Source organism: Buttiauxella sp. AC038 (assembly GCF_979253565.1).
Window position 1 is genome coordinate 3958304 of the sequence record NZ_CEEDCQ010000001.1, and the last position, 16451, is coordinate 3974754.

The 16451-nt window shown below is 50.0% G+C and carries 18 protein-coding genes; 4 read left to right on the forward strand and 14 right to left on the reverse strand.

Features of this window, described 5'->3' with window-relative positions:
- Positions 1-26 precede the first annotated feature (26 nt).
- From pgpA to nrdR, 6 genes are all read right to left on the reverse strand, one after another.
- Positions 27-533 carry a phosphatidylglycerophosphatase A gene (pgpA, locus tag AC0IXI_RS18780; RefSeq protein ID WP_064516602.1) on the reverse strand — a complete coding sequence of 169 codons (507 nt, stop codon included), beginning with the start codon at positions 531-533 and terminating at the stop codon, positions 27-29.
- The gene (gene thiL, locus AC0IXI_RS18785) at positions 520-1497 is read right to left on the reverse strand and encodes a thiamine-phosphate kinase (RefSeq protein WP_471682930.1); all 978 of its coding nucleotides are present in this window, start codon (positions 1495-1497) and stop codon (positions 520-522) included. The genes pgpA and thiL overlap by 14 nt, the downstream gene beginning before the upstream one ends.
- 168 nt (positions 1498-1665) lie before the next feature.
- Entirely contained in the window at positions 1666-2085 is a 420-nt protein-coding gene (gene nusB / locus AC0IXI_RS18790) for a transcription antitermination factor NusB (protein WP_034457944.1), read from the reverse strand.
- A 20-nt stretch (positions 2086-2105) separates the two neighbouring features.
- The gene (gene ribH / locus AC0IXI_RS18795) at positions 2106-2576 is read right to left on the reverse strand and encodes a 6,7-dimethyl-8-ribityllumazine synthase (RefSeq protein ID WP_471682931.1); all 471 of its coding nucleotides are present in this window, start codon (positions 2574-2576) and stop codon (positions 2106-2108) included.
- 79 nt (positions 2577-2655) lie between these two features.
- Positions 2656-3771: a bifunctional diaminohydroxyphosphoribosylaminopyrimidine deaminase/5-amino-6-(5-phosphoribosylamino)uracil reductase RibD gene (gene ribD, locus AC0IXI_RS18800; protein ID WP_471682932.1), complete on the reverse strand. Its 1116-nt coding sequence runs from the start codon at positions 3769-3771 to the stop codon at positions 2656-2658.
- 5 nt (positions 3772-3776) lie between these two features.
- Complete coding sequence (gene nrdR / locus AC0IXI_RS18805; RefSeq protein ID WP_471682933.1) at positions 3777-4226, reverse strand: transcriptional regulator NrdR; 450 nt, start codon at positions 4224-4226, stop codon at positions 3777-3779.
- 151 nt (positions 4227-4377) lie between these two features.
- Here nrdR and AC0IXI_RS18810 point away from each other — a divergent pair, with 151 nt between their 5' ends.
- Positions 4378-4941 carry a SadB/YajI family lipoprotein gene (locus tag AC0IXI_RS18810; protein WP_134184057.1) on the forward strand — a complete coding sequence of 188 codons (564 nt, stop codon included), beginning with the start codon at positions 4378-4380 and terminating at the stop codon, positions 4939-4941.
- Between the two features lie 377 nt (positions 4942-5318).
- Complete coding sequence (locus AC0IXI_RS18815) at positions 5319-6203, forward strand: nucleoside-specific channel-forming protein Tsx (protein ID WP_064516594.1); 885 nt, start codon at positions 5319-5321, stop codon at positions 6201-6203.
- 31 nt (positions 6204-6234) lie between these two features.
- Here the strand turns inward: AC0IXI_RS18815 and AC0IXI_RS18820 are convergent, their stop codons facing one another.
- The 7 genes from AC0IXI_RS18820 to queA all read right to left on the reverse strand — a co-directional run bounded on the left by AC0IXI_RS18820 (position 6235) and on the right by queA (position 13021).
- A complete protein-coding gene (locus AC0IXI_RS18820; RefSeq protein ID WP_471682934.1) occupies positions 6235-6954 on the reverse strand; it encodes a helix-turn-helix transcriptional regulator in 720 nt (239 codons plus the stop codon).
- A gap of 71 nt (positions 6955-7025) precedes the next feature.
- Positions 7026-7391 carry a VOC family protein gene (locus AC0IXI_RS18825; protein ID WP_064516591.1) on the reverse strand — a complete coding sequence of 122 codons (366 nt, stop codon included), beginning with the start codon at positions 7389-7391 and terminating at the stop codon, positions 7026-7028.
- Between the two features lie 140 nt (positions 7392-7531).
- Positions 7532-8503 carry a protein translocase subunit SecF gene (gene secF / locus AC0IXI_RS18830; RefSeq protein ID WP_064516589.1) on the reverse strand — a complete coding sequence of 324 codons (972 nt, stop codon included), beginning with the start codon at positions 8501-8503 and terminating at the stop codon, positions 7532-7534.
- 10 nt (positions 8504-8513) lie between these two features.
- Entirely contained in the window at positions 8514-10361 is a 1848-nt protein-coding gene (gene secD, locus AC0IXI_RS18835; RefSeq protein ID WP_424222899.1) for a protein translocase subunit SecD, read from the reverse strand.
- A 27-nt stretch (positions 10362-10388) separates the two neighbouring features.
- Entirely contained in the window at positions 10389-10721 is a 333-nt protein-coding gene (yajC, locus tag AC0IXI_RS18840) for a preprotein translocase subunit YajC (protein ID WP_034457929.1), read from the reverse strand.
- Positions 10722-10742: 21 nt separating this feature from the next.
- Positions 10743-11870, reverse strand: a complete 1128-nt coding sequence (gene tgt, locus AC0IXI_RS18845; RefSeq protein ID WP_064516584.1) for a tRNA guanosine(34) transglycosylase Tgt — start codon at positions 11868-11870, stop codon at positions 10743-10745.
- 80 nt (positions 11871-11950) lie between these two features.
- Complete coding sequence (gene queA / locus AC0IXI_RS18850; RefSeq protein ID WP_064516582.1) at positions 11951-13021, reverse strand: tRNA preQ1(34) S-adenosylmethionine ribosyltransferase-isomerase QueA; 1071 nt, start codon at positions 13019-13021, stop codon at positions 11951-11953.
- 103 nt (positions 13022-13124) lie between these two features.
- On the opposite strand from queA, the gene acpH reads away from it, so the two are divergent.
- Entirely contained in the window at positions 13125-13706 is a 582-nt protein-coding gene (gene acpH / locus AC0IXI_RS18855; protein ID WP_471682935.1) for an ACP phosphodiesterase, read from the forward strand.
- 200 nt (positions 13707-13906) lie between these two features.
- Positions 13907-14509 (forward strand): peroxiredoxin C, encoded by a 603-nt coding sequence (locus AC0IXI_RS18860; protein WP_034457921.1) that lies wholly within the window; start codon positions 13907-13909, stop codon positions 14507-14509.
- 60 nt (positions 14510-14569) lie between these two features.
- Here AC0IXI_RS18860 and AC0IXI_RS18865 read toward each other — a convergent pair whose 3' ends face one another.
- A complete protein-coding gene (locus AC0IXI_RS18865) occupies positions 14570-16438 on the reverse strand; it encodes an amidohydrolase (RefSeq protein WP_471682936.1) in 1869 nt (622 codons plus the stop codon).
- Positions 16439-16451 lie beyond the last annotated feature (13 nt).

Sequence of the window (16451 nt, forward strand, 5' to 3'; positions counted from 1 at the left end):
TCAGGAGAGTGTTAGGGTTGTTTAAATCAGAACAAGCCAATCGGCCAGTGGTGACCAATCACATAGATTATTCCCGCGGAGAACACCCCGGCGACAATGTCATCCACCATGATCCCCATACCTCCATGCACGTTACGGTCAAACCAACGGATTGGCCACGGCTTCCAGATATCGAGAATTCGGAATACCAAAAAGCCTGCGGCAACCCAGCGCCAGTCGTTGATTGGCAGCGCCATCAGCGTAATCCACATGCCGATGAATTCATCCCACACTATACTGCCGTGGTCATGAACCCCCATATCACGTGCGGTCTGGTGGCACAGATAAACACCAATACAAATACCAAGCATGATGACCATGGAATAGAGCTGCCATGGCAAAAATGTCATCAGATACCAGAATGGGATCGCTGCAAGCGACCCCACGGTACCCGGCATTATTGGACTTAAGCCACTGCCAAAACCAGTGGCAAGCAAATGCCAGGGATTGCTGAGTTTGAGACGGCTTTTAGCCACATCTTTAGCGCGAGGCAAAGTGATCGTATCCTTTTAAATCCAGCGTAACCGGTTTGCCATTTTGCAAGAACTGCAGCCCTTCAGACTCAGGCGCAACCTGGCCGATGCAAGTAAATGGAATTCCAAGATTGCCAATAGCGACATCCAGGGCACCACGATTGAGTTCCGGCACGGTAAAACACAGCTCGTAATCTTCTCCGCCAGAAAGCGCCCATTGCAACCCGAGTTCAGCGCTGACGTTAGTTTTCAAGGCGGTCGAATATGGCAGAGCATCGAGATCTATGCGCGCTCCACATCCGCTTGCTTTAAGAATATGACCTAAATCAGAGATTAGCCCGTCAGAGAGGTCAATTGCGCTGCTGGCGAGATCACGCAAGGCCTGCCCGTGCAGCACGCGAGGAGTTGGGCGCAAATGGCGCTTTTTAAGATATGCAGCTTGCGCGGGATCTTTAACCTCTAAGCGATCCTGCAAAATGGCCAGGCCAGCTGCGCTGTCGCCCGGCGTACCCGTGACGTAGATCCAGTCACCTGGCCGCGCGCCACTTCGTTTAAGCGCACGCCCCACCGGCACGAGACCATGAATACCCAGCGTCATTGAGAGCGGACCACGTGTGGTATCACCGCCGATCAGCTGCATATCGTAGTATTCGAGTTGTTCAAACAGACTATCGCTGAAGGCTTCAAGCCAGCTTTCATCGACTTCAGGAAGGGTAATAGCCAGCGTCAGCCAGGCCGGATCGGCGCCCATAGCAGCCAAATCGCTTAGATTAACAGCCAGAGCTTTGTAGCCCAAATCGCGAGGATCGATATCCGGCAGGAAGTGGATGCCTGAGACTAGCGTATCAGTGCTTATCGCTAAAAGTTGCTTCTCGGCTACCGTCAGCAATGCACAATCATCGCCGATTCCGGTTTCCACATCGCGACGGGAACTGCTTACGCGATCAAAATAACGGGCAATTAAGGAAAACTCACCGCATGCCATTCGTTACGCCTCTGAATATACCCATCATTCTGCAAGCTGCAGGGGTGTTCGCTGCAACTTGAATGCTAACGGATATAGAATAAAAAAAGGCCGGGTATTCAGTATTCTTTAGGCTACAGCGTTGTTGGCTGTAGCTCAAAAACTCATGAATAATCACCGGCCAGAAGATTACTTTTTGCGGGGACGAATCTGTGGAGCAGCTTTATCAAGCACACCATTGACGAACTTGTGGCTGTCTTCAGCACCGAAGGTTTTCGCAAGATCAATGGCTTCGTTGATTGCCACTTTGTATGGCACGTCATCACGTTTAGCCAATTCAAACAGTGCAATACGCAGAACCGCTTTTTCTACCTGACCCAACTCTTCGAGCTGGCGAGACAGGTAAGGCTTCATTAGCCCATCCAGATACGCGCTGTTAGTAGCCACCCCGACCAACAGTTCGCGGAAGTAGTTAACGTCAACGTCTTTGACGTCCTGTTCAGCCAGGAACTGGTATTCGACATCAGCGATGTCATTTCGAGATAACTGCCAGGAGTATAGCGCCTGAACGGCACACTCACGGGCACGGCGACGAGCAGCAGGTTTCACAGATTTCCCCTTACAAAAAATCAGGCCTTGATGGCTTTCAATACATTAATCATTTCAAGCGCGGTCAGTGCAGCTTCTGCACCCTTGTTACCGGCTTTTGTGCCAGCGCGTTCGATGGCTTGTTCAATACTTTCGGTGGTCAGCACGCCAAAGGCGACTGGAATACCACTTTCCTGCGCAACATGTGCCAGGCCATTGCTGGCACCACCAGCAACATATTCAAAGTGAGCTGTGCCGCCACGGATAACCGTACCCAGCGCAATCACCGCGTCATAATTACCGGTTTTCGCCAGTGCATCTGCCGCCAGTGGCAACTCGTAAGCACCCGGAACCCAGACCACGGTGATATTTTCATCTTTAACCTGGCCGATACGTTTCAGGGCGTCAAGCGCACCATCCAGCAGGCTGCCATTGATGAAGTTGTTAAAACGCGCGATGGTGATGGCGACGCGAGCGTCTGGAGTAGCAACGGCTGCTTCAATGATGTTCATATTCTTCCTTTACGGTTCTGTTTAGCCCCGTTAGGGGGGCGGATTTTATCATAAACTTTTCGTGCCCGCTTACGTTTTACTAGCGACTGTATCGCGGCGTTAAATGCAGGCACAAATCAGGGCCGACCTGACGGACTTCACTAAAGCTAAATTCTGGCGCATCGGCTAATTTTTCAAGCCCTGGCAGGTTACAAAAGCCACGTGCGTCGTTACCTAATAATTTCGGTGCTACATACACAATCAACTCATCAACCAGACCAGCTTGAAGTAGCGCCCCACCAAGTGTTGCGCCCGCTTCCACCCAAATGGAATTCACCTGGCGTTTGCCCAGTAGCATCATCATGACGACCAAATCGAGATGACCGTTATGCTCTGGCACGATAAATTGCTCAACACCATTAGGCCATATTTGCTCATTCGCTTTACAACGTGCAAGCCAGGTTTCACCTGCCTGAGCGATAATTTTGTGGTGCGGCGTCACGAGATTTTCACGATCGAGAATAATGCGCGTTGGCTGGCGTAAGTTATCTTCGGCGTAAACGGCCTGAGTCGCGCTGTCTAATTCATTCCAACGCACAGTTAAAGACGGATCGTCAGCCAACACCGTTGCACTGCTGCTTAGAATAGCTGCACTTTGCGCACGCAAGCGCTGCACATCACGGCGTGACTCAGGCGAAGTGATCCACTGACTTTCACCACTTGCCATCGCGGTGCGCCCGTCCAGCGACGTGCCAAGTTTAAGTTGGATATATGGGAAGCCAGTGCGCATACGTTTCAGGAAGCCACGGTTAATGACCTCAGCTTCGTTCATCATCAAACCATGGCTGACTTCAATGCCTGCTTCTTTCAGGCGGTACAAACCACGCCCGGCAACTTGTGGATTCGGGTCTTGCATCGCGGCAACCACACGCGAAACACCAGCCGCAATTAACGCATCGCAGCACGGAGGTGTGCGACCGTGATGACTGCATGGCTCCAGAGTGACATACGCCGTAGCACCTTGTGCTTTGTCACCCGCCATACGCAACGCGTGAACTTCTGCATGAGGTTCGCCCGCACGAAAGTGGAAACCTTCACCAACAATTTCGCCATCTTTAGCAATCACGCAGCCAACATTGGGGTTTGGCATAGTAGTAAAGCGGCCACGCTTTGCCAATTGCAGCGCGCGAGCCATAAACTTTTCATCAAGCGACATCAGCATTAATCCTGTAAACGGGCAATTTCTTCGCCAAACTCGCGGATATCTTCAAAGCTGCGATAAACCGAAGCAAAGCGGATATACGCCACTTTATCGAGTTTCTTAAGCTGTTCCATTACCAGATTGCCGATCATTTTGCTTGGTACTTCACGCTCGCCTGTGCCACGCAATTGGGATTTGATGTGGTTTACTGCCATTTCAACGTCGCCAGAGCTCACTGGGCGTTTTTCCAGTGCTTTTAAAATACCGCTACGTAGCTTGTCTTCATTAAACGGTTCGCGAACATCATTACTTTTCACGACGCGTGGCATCACTAGTTCCGCCACTTCAAAAGTTGTGAAGCGTTCATGACAAACCAGGCACTGGCGGCGACGACGCACGGATGACCCTTCGCCGACAAGCCGGGAATCAATCACTTTGGTGTCTACTGCGAAACAGAATGGGCAATGCATGGCGCGTCCTGAAGGATTATTCAAATGAACAATAGTTTACCGCGAAGTAGCGGGAGTACAAAGGTAACGCCACATCATCCCAACAAATATGACTTTTCATTAGCGACAAGCTACGCTTAAATCAGGACAAAACCTCAAGGAAAAATTAGCGATGACAAAGAGTTACCTAAGAATACTCCTGGTTAGCAGCCTGGTGAGCCTCAGCGCCTGCGCGCAACAAACTGAAGTTCATCAAATGAAGAGTGAAGTGGGTTCACTGAATAAAGAAATGACAAAGCTCACTGACCAGACAATCAAGCTGACGCAACAAAATGCGCTGAATGCGAAATCAACTACTGGCGTCTACTTGTTACCAGGTTCTAAAACTCCGGCACGCCTGAATAGTCAGTTAGGTAATTTACAAATGTCGCTGAGCAGCATGACTCCTGAAGCAAATGGCAGCCGTGTGATGCTCGTTATCAAAGGTGAGTCCAACGATCCTCTGCCCGCTTTTACCGGCAAAGTAGAATGGGGACAAATTCAGGGCACTACGGATAACTACCAGGAAGTGAACGTCCAGTCACAGCAATTCAGTGCTCCTGCGAGCGTGCTGGCACCGAGCGATGTCAGTATCCCGTTGTTGCTTTCAGGGCTTTCGCCTGAACAATTAGGTTTTGTGAGAATTCACGATATACAACCAGTCGACCCTTCGCAGGCACTACCAGCCCAACAATAGATAATTGCCCTCGCGCTTGCGGGGGTAACCCTCAGTAACATCTGCGTTTTTTGTTACAACTAAACAAATGAAACACGATCAGCACCTTTCACTTCAAAGAATAAATCTAGTGATCTTAATCACATATACCTGTAACAACGGACCATCTATTTGCTTAAATTTCAGAAGCAGGTAGAATCTCGCCCGTTTTTAATGTGCGCAATTGAGAACGCAATCGATTACGTACTTAACGATAATGTGAAATGAAACATATTTTTGTGAGCAGGGATTTCTATAATAGGCGCGTCAATAAAAAGCCAAGTTAATGGTTGATGACCTTAGGTGATAAAACACCTCCTGCCCTCACGGGATCCATGTAAAAAACAGTGGCATATAAAATGAAAAAAATTATTTTGGCGGCTAGCACCGTCCTGGCGCTTTCAAGCTCTTTCACGGCTCAGGCTGAAGAAACAAAAAATACCGAATACCTTTCTGATTGGTGGCACCAAAGCGTTAACGTTGTGGGCAGCTACCACACCCGTTTCGGACCACAAATCCGTAACGATACCTACCTGGAATATGAAGCTTTCGCTAAGAAAGACTGGTTCGACTTCTATGGTTACATGGATGCGCCAGTATTCTTCGGTGGTAACACTGATGCGAAAGGTATCTGGAACCACGGTTCTCCACTGTTTATGGAAATCGAACCGCGTTTCTCTATCGACAAGCTGACTGGCACTGACCTGAGCTTCGGTCCGTTCAAAGAATGGTATGTTGCAAACAACTATATCTACGATATGGGTCGCAACAAAGATGGCCGCCAGAGCACCTGGTACATGGGTCTGGGTACCGACATCGACACTGGCCTGCCAATGAGCCTGTCCATGAACGTGTACGCGAAATACCAATGGCAGAACTATGGCGCATCCAACGAAAACGAGTGGGATGGCTACCGCTTCAAAGTGAAATACTTTGTACCGATTACTTCCCTGTGGGGCGGTAACCTGAGCTACATCGGTTTCACCAACTTCGACTGGGGCTCAGACCTGGGCGATGACAACTTCATGGATAACAACGGCAAGCATGCTCGTACCAGTGATTCCATCGCATCCAGCCACATCCTGTCTCTGAACTACGATCACTTCCACTATGCAGTTGTTGCCCGTTACTGGCACAACGGTGGCCAGTGGAATGACGACGCAAGCCTGAACTTCGGTAACGGTGATTTCAGCGTTCGCTCTACCGGTTGGGGTGGTTACTTAGTGGTTGGTTACAACTTCTAATAGCTGTCTGAATCCTTAAAAAGCCGATCCGCTATTTGCCGGTCGGCTTTTTTGTTTCTGGAAGACAGCCTTCATTTTGCTGCAACTGAATAAAATGATTTAAAGAACGGTCGGGTCGCTCCGAAAAATGCAGCCCCGTGGGGGCCACAGACAAACAGCGATCCAGGCGAAAACTGCGGTAATCTTCACGCGTTTCACACCAGGCTACCAGCAGCCAGACTTCGCCCCAAAATGTCAGCCCAAGCGGGTGTATATTACGGCTCGACACTTCCCCCTTATGATCTTCATAGTCGATGCGCAGTACCTGAAGCTGGCCAATTGCGCGATGAAAAACATCAAACCACGTTTTGACCTGCGGATATTTATTAAAATCAGGCGAAAGGATGCGGCAGCGCTCCGCAACCGCCCGTCGCTGTGGGGTGAGTACACCAAGCAGCTTTTCTTCTGCCGTTCCGGCAGCCTGCGCCAGCGTTTCACCGCTCCATGTTTGCAGCAGACGAATCGCGGCCACGAGCGCTTCCACTTCGTTCGCCGTAAACATCAGCGGTGGCAAATCATAGCCCGGTAATAATCGGTAGCCGCAGCCAGCCTCACCTTCAATGGGAACACCGGAAAGTGAAAGGTCGCGGATATCGCGATAAATGGTGCGTTCAGAAACCTCAAGGCGTTCGGCAAGTAACGCTGCCGTGGAAATACGACGCCCACGCAGGATCTGGACGATTTGAAAAAGGCGGTCTGCTCTTCGGCTCATGGCGTTATTTCAAAAGAGTAATGCCTGCCAGAATGTCCGGCAGGCGTTTGTCATTCAGTATATACCGGGAGTCAAACCGGTTGATGTAACCCGACACGATTCCCTTCACTGTCGACGATAAGCGCAAAAGTCCCAATGTCATCCGGGAGTTCTTGCGGGCCGAATACGCATTCGCCTCCGGCTTTAACCACACGCTCAAGCATGGCGGCTAAATCAGGTGCATGCAGATAAACAACGGTTCCCTGTGCAGCAGGTTTAAACGCATCGGATTTCAATAGTGCCCCGCCGGGATTCGGCTTGGTATGCGGGAAGATAGCCATCTCCATGCCAGACATACTTTCGCGGCGAAATTCAGTCGCAAAAACAGCTTCATAAAAAGCCGTTGCTCGTTCCAGATCCTGTACCGGAATTTCAAACCAGTTGATGATGGTGTCCATGTGTTTGCTCCTCATTGATAGGGTTCATCGAAGAGTCTAACGAGCCCCTCCTGACAGCATACTGTCAGGAGACTTTTAACCAGGCGAAAAAAACCGCAGCACAATGGCTGCGGTTTTAGCTTTCAGCGAAACCCTAAAGGTTAAGGCAGAATCGACGGTTGATCCGCGCCTTCTTTCTCTACTTTCTGCTGCAACATGTGCTCACGCTTCATGCCCAGTTTCAACGCCAGTGCAGACGCCACGTAGATAGAAGAAACAGTACCGATAGAAACACCGATAAGCATGGTCAGTGAGAAGCCTTTCAGCATTGCCCCACCGAACAGATACAGCATCAGAATCACAACCAACGTAGTACCGGATGTAATCAACGTACGATGCAGCGTCTGCGTCAAAGAAACGTTGAAGATTTCGTAAGGCGTTCCGCGACGAATCTTACGGAAGTTTTCACGAATACGGTCAGATACTACGATACTGTCATTCAGTGAGTAGCCGATAACCGACATCAACGACGCGACGATGGTTAAGTCTATCTCAATATGGAATAGCGACAGTACGCCCAAAGTTATGATCACGTCGTGCATCAGTGCGATAACCACACCGGCTGCCAGACGCCACTCAAAGCGGAATCCAACATATACCAGGATGGAAAGCAGCGCGGCAAGCAGTGCCAGAGCACCGTTTTGAGCAAGATCGGCACCCACACTCGGGCCAACAAACTCAATACGCTTTATTCCGGCATTTTGGCTGGTTGCTTCGTTAATTACGCTAACGACTTTGCTACCCAACACCTGCCCACCGGTTTCCCCTTTGGCAGGTGGCATACGTACCATAATGTCACGGCTGCTACCGAAGTTCTGCACCAGCGGATCAGCAAAGCCCGCTTTCTGCAACGCTTCACGCATTTGGTCTAAATCCGCTGGTTTTTCCAGCGAGATTTCGATAACCGTACCACCGGTGAAATCCAGACCCCAGTTAAAACCTTTCACGCCGATAATGGCGAGAGAAAGGATTAGCAGGAACCCAGAGATTCCGAAAGCCCAGAAATCCCAGCGCATAAAGTCATGGACTCTACGGCCGTAATTCAATTGTTCAACAGTATATTCCTGTGCCACAACGCACTCCTCAGATAGACAGCTTGTTGATGCGTTTGCCGCCGTACAACAGGTTTACGATGGCACGGGTACCGACGATTGCGGTAAACATGGACGTCGCCACACCAATACCGGTTGTGATCGCAAAGCCTTTAATTGCCCCGGTGCCTACGGCATACAGGATGATGACCTTGATAAGCGTCGTGATATTGGCATCGAAAATAGAGCTGAACGCGCCCTGGTAGCCCTCGTGGATAGCCTGTTGTACCGAACGTCCGTTACTAAGTTCTTCCTTAATACGTTCATTTATCAGTACGTTGGCATCGACGGCGACGGCAAGGGTTAACACGATCCCCGCAATCCCTGGCATGGTAAGCGTTGCCCCTGGCAGCAGGGACATAATCCCAACAATCATTACCAGGTTAACCAACAGTGCAGAGGTCGCAATCAGGCCAAACTTCTTATAGAAGAACAGCATAAAGAGGATTGAAACGGCCAGACCTGCCAGACACGCTTCCAGACCTTGCTTGATGTTTTCCATACCCAAAGTTGGGCCGATGGTACGCTCTTCAACAATCTGAATTGGCGCAATCAATGCACCCGCACGCAACAGCAGAGAAAGCTGGCGAGCTTCATTTGGATTGCTGATACCTGTGATACGGAAGCTGTTACCCAGACGCGACTGAATGTTCGCCACGTTAATAACTTCTTCTTGCTTCGCCAGAATCGCACGACCAGTAGCATCTTTCTTACCGCTGTCTTTGTACTCCACAAAAAGAGTTGCCATCGGTTTTCCGATGTTGTCCTTAGTGAAGTTAGACATGATGTTACCGCCAGCGCTATCGAGTGAAATATTCACCTGGGCCTGGTTGTATTCATCGGTGCTGGAAGTGGAGTCGGTGATATGGTCACCGGTCAGAATCACACGTTTGTACAGGACAACCGGTTGACCTTCACGGGTATCTTTCACTTCGGAATCACCCGGTACACGGCCAGAAGCCGCAGCGGAAGCATCCACGTTAGTGTTGACCAAACGGAATTCAAGCGTTGCAGTCGCGCCAAGAATCTCTTTCGCACGCGCAGTATCTTGAATACCTGGCAGTTCAACAACAATACGATCCGCACCCTGACGCTGTACCAATGGTTCAGCAACACCCAGTTGGTTTACACGGTTACGCAGAATATTGATGTTCTGTTGAACGGCATACTCACGCGCTTCACTCAGGCGAGCATCTGTCATTACAGCACGCATTGCGTTGTTGCCTTGAGCAGAAATCACCAGATCACGATGGCGTGGAGTTAAATAGGAGATAGCTTGATCACGCGTTTGGCTGTCACGGAAAACAACATTGACGCCATAGTTATCGGCTTTACGCACGTTGGTGTACGCAATGCTCTTATCGCGAAGATCGCTACGCAGGTTATCAATGGTTTGTTCCTGCAACTTGCTCAGCGCGGTATCCATGTCCACTTCCATCAGGAAGTGCACGCCACCACGTAGATCCAGACCGAGTTTCATCGGTTCTGCGGAAATAGCGGATAACCAGCGAGGAGTCGCCGCAGCTAAGTTAAGTGCCACAACGTATTTATCGCCAAGGACGCTCATCAGAGCCTCACGAGCACGAAGCTGCGTATCAGTGGTGTCAAAGCGTGCAAGAATCGCACCCTCTTCCAGGGCCACAGACTTAGCGGGGATTTTTTCTGCGTTTAAGGTGTTCTGGACCTGGATCAGCGTTTGCTCACTGGCGGCGACGCCGCGCGCGCCAGTGATCTGAACTGCCGGATCCTCACCATATAGGTTGGGAAGTGCGTATAGCAGACCGACGATAAACACGACGATCAGCATGATGTACTTCCACAAAGGATAGCGGTTTAGCACGGTAGTTCCCTTAGGGAAAAACGAATATTACAGCGCCTTCATAGTGCCTTTCGGCAGAACGGCAGCTACGAAATCACGCTTGATAACCACTTCAGTGGTGTCGTTCAACGCGATAGAGATATAGCCAGTTTCAGCTACTTTCACTACGCGACCAACCAGACCACCAGTAGTCAGTACTTCATCCCCTTTAGAGATGGAGTCCATCAGCTTTTTATGCTCTTTGGTACGTTTTTGCTGTGGGCGCAAGATCATGAAATAGAAGATCAGACCAAATACCACCAGCATAAGAATCAAAGAGTACGGGCTACCCTGCGCCGGAGCACCTGTTGCAGCAACCGCATCAGAAATGATAAAGCTCATTAAAAATCCCTCATTATTAAATTAATCAACATTCAAAGGTGGAACTGGTTTACCGATTCGCTCGTAAAAATCACTCACGAACTGCTCTAATTTACCCTCTTCAATGGCCTTGCGTAAACCTGCCATTAAACGCTGGTAATAGCGCAAGTTATGAATCGTATTGAGGCGTGCACCGAGTATTTCGTTGCAACGGTCAAGATGATACAAGTAGGCACGTGAATAATTGCGACACGTATAGCAATCACACTCAGAATCCAGCGTCGAAGTGTCATCTTTATGCTTCGCATTACGGATTTTCACCACGCCATCAGTAACGAAGAGATGACCATTACGTGCGTTACGGGTTGGCATCACGCAGTCGAACATATCAATACCGCGACGAACACCTTCAACCAAGTCTTCCGGTTTCCCTACGCCCATCAGGTAACGTGGCTTGTCAGCAGGGATTTGCGGGCAAACATGTTCCAGAATACGGTGCATGTCTTCCTTCGGTTCACCTACAGCCAGGCCGCCGACAGCGTAGCCATCAAAGCCAATCTCTACCAGACCTTTTACCGAGATATCTCGTAAATCTTCGTAAACACTGCCCTGAATAATACCGAACAGCGCATTTTTATTCTCAAGAGAATCAAAGCGATCGCGACTACGCTGTGCCCAACGCAGAGACATCTCCATTGAGCGCTTAGCGTAATCCCAGTCAGCTGGATACGGCGTACATTCATCGAAGATCATTACGATATCGGAACCGAGATCGTATTGAATTTCCATAGATTTTTCTGGATCGAGGAAAATTGCATCGCCGTTGATAGGGTTGCGGAAGTGAACACCAGCTTCGGTAATCTTACGGATGTCACCAAGGCTAAAGACCTGGAAACCGCCGGAGTCAGTCAGAATTGGGCCTTTCCACTGCATAAAGTCATGTAAGTCGCCGTGCAACTTCATGATTTCCTGGCCAGGACGCAGCCACAGGTGGAAGGTGTTACCCAGAATAATTTGCGCGCCAGTGGCTTCAACTTCTTCCGGCGTCATCCCTTTTACGGTGCCGTAAGTGCCAACAGGCATGAACGCAGGCGTTTCAACAACGCCACGGTCGAACACCAAACGGCCACGACGAGCGCGTCCGTCGGTAGTATCTAATTCAAATTTCACATTTCCTCCGGCATCAGAGAAACAGTCTGATGGTTAAGACAAAACGCCGTCGGAGTAACCGGCGGCGTAGAATTTAGTGATTACGCGCCTGGGCGCTCATCAATAGCCTGCGGATTGTACGTGATGAACATGGCATCCCCGTAACTAAAAAAGCGATATTCGGAACTTACGGCTTCTTTATAGGCGTTCATGGTGTTTTTATAACCAGCAAACGCAGAAACCAGCATGATCAGAGTCGATTCCGGCAGGTGGAAATTGGTCACCAGTGCATCAATCACTTTGTATTGATAACCTGGATAGATGAAAATTTGTGTGTCGCCGAAGAAAGGTTCGATCAGGTCATTTTTTGCTGCCTGAGCCGCGCTTTCTAAAGAACGAACTGATGTCGTGCCAACCGCGATAACGCGATTACCACGCGCTTTACAGGCTAATACGGCATCAACGACATCTTGAGGCACTTCCGCATATTCGGAATGCATGATGTGGTCTTCGATGCTATCAACGCGCACTGGCTGGAATGTCCCGGCTCCTACGTGCAGCGTGACAAACGCCTGCTCAATACCCTTGCTGCGCAGCGCTTCCAGCAACGGCTCATCAAAGTGCAGACCCGCAGTCGGAGCCGCAACCGCACCTGGTTTCTGGCTATATACCGTCTGGTACAGCTCACGGTCAGATTCTTCATCCGGGCGGTCAATATACGGTGGCAATGGCATATGGCCGATACTGTTTAAAATATCCAGCACGCTGCGGTCGTCTTCAAACTGCACTTCGAACAGCGCATCGTGGCGCGCAACCATAGTGGCATGTACGCTTTCATCATCGCCCAACAACAACTCAGCGCCCGGTTTCGGTGCTTTAGAAGCACGGATATGCGCCAGAATACGTTTGTCATCAAGCATGCGCTCGACCAGCACTTCAATCTTACCGCCGCTCGCTTTACGGCCAAAAAGGCGCGCCGGGATTACGCGGGTATTGTTAAAGACCAGCAAATCTCCAGGGTTGAGCTTGTCGAGCAAATCGGTGAAAGTGCCATGCGTTAAATTACCCGTCGGCCCTTCCAGCGACAGCAAACGACACCCACTACGCTGTGCTTGTGGATAATGAGCAATCAAGGAATCAGGTAATTCAAAGGAAAAATCGGCAACGCGCATGGTTTAGAACTCAAGACTTAAAAAGTGGCGCTACAGTCTAGTGCCAGGGGACTTTCCCTGCAAGGAATAAGCCGCCCTTACGCTATTTACGAATAAGGTTATTATGAATTTTCTCGCCCATTTACATCTCGCAAGCCTTGCTGACAGCTCACTCTTGGGTAATTTGCTGGCTGATTTCGTACGTGGCAACCCGGATGAAAGTTTTCCAGGCGATGTGGTGGCTGGCATCCGAATGCACCGCCGTGTGGATGTTCTGACCGATGGTTTACCGGAAGTAGCGATTGCACGTCAATGGTTCCGCCCTGAAACACGCCGTGTCGCACCAATTACGCTGGATGTCATGTGGGATCATTTCGTTTCACGCCATTGGCAAACGCTAAGCCCGGACATCTCGCTCCCAGAGTTTATCTCTGGCGCTCGCGCCAATATTGAACCGTTCTTATCGGATACCCCACCGCGCTTTATCAATCTTAACCAATATCTGTGGCAAGAGCGCTGGATGGAGCGTTATAGCGACATGGCATTTATTGCTAATGTTCTCAATGGCATGGCTAGCCGTAGACCAAAACTTGATGCTTTGCGAGCTTCCTGGCAAGATCTTGATGCTCACTATGATGCACTTGAAGATCTGTTCTGGCAGTTCTACCCACGCATGATGAATCAAGCCAAACAAAAGAATTTGTAAGCGATCCCAGCCTTGCGATTAAATTCTTGCCCTTTTATAAAAAAGGGCTATTTTGGATCGCTGCTGTGCGAATATTCATTTTTTGATAGGTAAATCCTATCTCATTAATTGGCGTAGCATGCTTGAGTTAGAGGGATTGCCGCCCCTATACTCCCCCCGTTGCGTTAACACTCACTTTAACAAAATTAACAGGAGTACATATGGTCCTGGTTACTCGTCCAGCCCCTGACTTTACAGCTGCAGCCGTTCTCGGTAGTGGCGAAATCGTTGAGAACTTCAACTTCAAAGCACACACCAATGGTAAAACCACCGTTGTGTTCTTCTGGCCAATGGACTTCACTTTCGTTTGTCCGTCTGAACTGATTGCGTTCGACAAGCGTTACGAAGAATTCCAGAAACGTGGCGTAGAAGTCGTTGGTGTATCTTTTGACTCCGAATTCGTTCACAACGCATGGCGTAAAACCCCTGTTGAAAATGGCGGCATCGGCGAAGTGAAATACGCGATGGTTGCTGACATTAAGCGTGAAATTCAGAAAGCTTATGGCATCGAACATCCAGACGCAGGCGTTGCTCTGCGTGGTTCTTTCCTGATCGACAAAAACGGTATCGTGCGTCACCAGGTTGTTAACGACCTGCCGCTGGGCCGTAACGTTGATGAAATGCTGCGTATGGTTGATGCGCTGCAATTCCACGAAGAGCACGGCGAAGTGTGCCCGGCTCAGTGGGAAAAAGGTAAAGAAGGCATGAACGCGTCTCCAGACGGCGTTGCTAAATACCTGAGCGAAAACGTTTCTAGCCTGTAATCGCTAAACGTTTTTGACGATAAAGGCCGCGCAAGCGGCCTTTTTTATTGGCTTGAGTAGTTAAAACGCAAAGCAAGAACATCCCATCACACCCCAGAATGCCCCTTCATCCGCAATCGGGATTGCCGATTTACGCGCAGTGTCATGCTGGTGACCATGCACATTGCAGCTACCACAACACTGATGCACCTGCGCCATCATACCCACTTTTGCGGCTTCTGGCGGTGCCGAGCGGTAATGTCCAGGAACAGTGGTAACGGGTGACCATTCAGGCACGACCGGGATTGGCGGCGGTGCTAGCGGCGTAAATGCACCTGCTGCGTAAACCACCTTGCCGTCAACGAATGTCAGCACAGACTCAATCCCTTTAATCTCATCCTCGGTTACTTTGAAGAAATCTTTCGAAAGCACAACTAAATCGGCCAGTTGCCCGGTTTTAATGCGCCCTTTTTTACCTTGTTCACTGGAAAACCACGCGCTGCCTGCAGTCCACAACTCAAGTGCCACATCGCGTGAAAGCCGGTTATTGTCGTCATACATTTGCATGCCGCCAACGGTACGCCCCGATACCAGCCAGTAAAGCGCCGTCCATGGGTTGTAGCTGGCAACTCTTGTCGCATCTGTGCCTAACCCAACAGGCAATTCAGCGGAGAGCATTTTCGCGACAGGTGGCGTCTGCTTAACCGCCTCTGCTCCGTAGCGTGCGGCATAATATTCCCCCTGAAACGCCATACGGTGCTGCACTGCAATCCCGCCGCCCAACGCTTTAACACGCTCGATATTTTTCTCAGTAATCGTTTCTGCATGGTCGAAAAACCAATGCAAACCATTAAATGGGATATCGCGATTCACTTTCTCGAATACATCCAACATGCGGCTGATGGACTCGTTATAGGTCGCGTGCAAACGGAATGGCCAACGATGCTCTACTAAATGGCGTACCACGCGTTCCAGCTCTTGCTCCATGCCTTCAGGCAAATCCGGGCGAGGCTGTAAAAAATCTTCAAAATCAGCGGCGGAAAAGACCAGCATTTCTCCGGCACCATTCGCACGATAAAAATCCGTCCCCTGCCCCGGTTTAAGCATATCGGTCCATTTTTCAAAATCTTCCAGTTCATGCTGCGGGCGCTGGGTAAACAGGTTGTAAGCGATACGCACTGTCATCTGCTTTTGAGCATGCAGCTGGTCGATTATCTGGTAATCCTCCGGGTAGTTCTGGAAACCACCACCAGCATCAATGGCGCTGGTTACACCTAAGCGGTTGAGCTCTCGCATAAACTGACGCGTCGAGTTCACCTGCATATCAAGTGGCAATTTCGGCCCTTTCGCGAGTGTTGAATAGAGGATCATTGCATTCGGTTTGGCGATTAGCATCCCGGTTGGATTACCATTGCGGTCACGCATAATTTCACCTCCCGGCGGGTTGGGCGTCTCTTTGGTGTAGCCCACCGCTCTAAGTGCCGCCTGGTTTAGCAGTGCACGGTCGTAAAGATGCAGCACAAAAACGGGCGTATCCGGTGCCGCTTCGTTGAGTTCTTCAAGCGTCGGCATGCGGCGCTCAGCAAACTGAAACTCCGTCCACCCTCCAACCACACGTACCCACTGCGGCGAAGGGGTGCGCAAAGCCTGATCTTTTAGCATGCGCAAAGCATCCGCAAGCGAAGGGATACCTTCCCAACGCAGTTCCAGGTTGTAATTAAGCCCGCCACGAATAAGGTGCAAATGTGAGTCATTAAGGCCGGGTATTACCGTATGGCCTTTGAGATCAACTCGCTGTGTTTCCACACTCGCAAAGCTCATTACCCACGACTCATCTCCTACTGCGATAATTTTGCCATCTTTGATTGCCACCGCCTCGGCCAGCGGTGCTTCACTATCAAGGGTATGAAATTGACCGTTAGTGAGAATTAATGAAGCAGATTGCGACATAACCTGTTCTCCT

What these genes read in the sequence shown, in the direction of transcription:
- thiL (WP_471682930.1), bottom strand. Translation starts at nt 1,497, where the DNA reads ATGGCATGCGGTGAGTTTTCCTTAATTGCCCGTTATTTTGATCGCGTA.
- ribH (WP_471682931.1), bottom strand. Translation starts at nt 2,576, where the DNA reads ATGAACATCATTGAAGCAGCCGTTGCTACTCCAGACGCTCGCGTCGCC.
- ribD (WP_471682932.1), bottom strand. Translation starts at nt 3,771, where the DNA reads ATGTCGCTTGATGAAAAGTTTATGGCTCGCGCGCTGCAATTGGCAAAG.
- nrdR (WP_471682933.1), bottom strand. Translation starts at nt 4,226, where the DNA reads ATGCATTGCCCATTCTGTTTCGCAGTAGACACCAAAGTGATTGATTCC.
- AC0IXI_RS18810 (WP_134184057.1), top strand. Translation starts at nt 4,378, where the DNA reads ATGACAAAGAGTTACCTAAGAATACTCCTGGTTAGCAGCCTGGTGAGC.
- AC0IXI_RS18815 (WP_064516594.1), top strand. Translation starts at nt 5,319, where the DNA reads ATGAAAAAAATTATTTTGGCGGCTAGCACCGTCCTGGCGCTTTCAAGC.
- AC0IXI_RS18820 (WP_471682934.1), bottom strand. Translation starts at nt 6,954, where the DNA reads ATGAGCCGAAGAGCAGACCGCCTTTTTCAAATCGTCCAGATCCTGCGT.
- AC0IXI_RS18825 (WP_064516591.1), bottom strand. Translation starts at nt 7,391, where the DNA reads ATGGACACCATCATCAACTGGTTTGAAATTCCGGTACAGGATCTGGAA.
- yajC (WP_034457929.1), bottom strand. Translation starts at nt 10,721, where the DNA reads ATGAGCTTTATCATTTCTGATGCGGTTGCTGCAACAGGTGCTCCGGCG.
- queA (WP_064516582.1), bottom strand. Translation starts at nt 13,021, where the DNA reads ATGCGCGTTGCCGATTTTTCCTTTGAATTACCTGATTCCTTGATTGCT.
- acpH (WP_471682935.1), top strand. Translation starts at nt 13,125, where the DNA reads ATGAATTTTCTCGCCCATTTACATCTCGCAAGCCTTGCTGACAGCTCA.
- AC0IXI_RS18860 (WP_034457921.1), top strand. Translation starts at nt 13,907, where the DNA reads ATGGTCCTGGTTACTCGTCCAGCCCCTGACTTTACAGCTGCAGCCGTT.
- AC0IXI_RS18865 (WP_471682936.1), bottom strand. Translation starts at nt 16,438, where the DNA reads ATGTCGCAATCTGCTTCATTAATTCTCACTAACGGTCAATTTCATACC.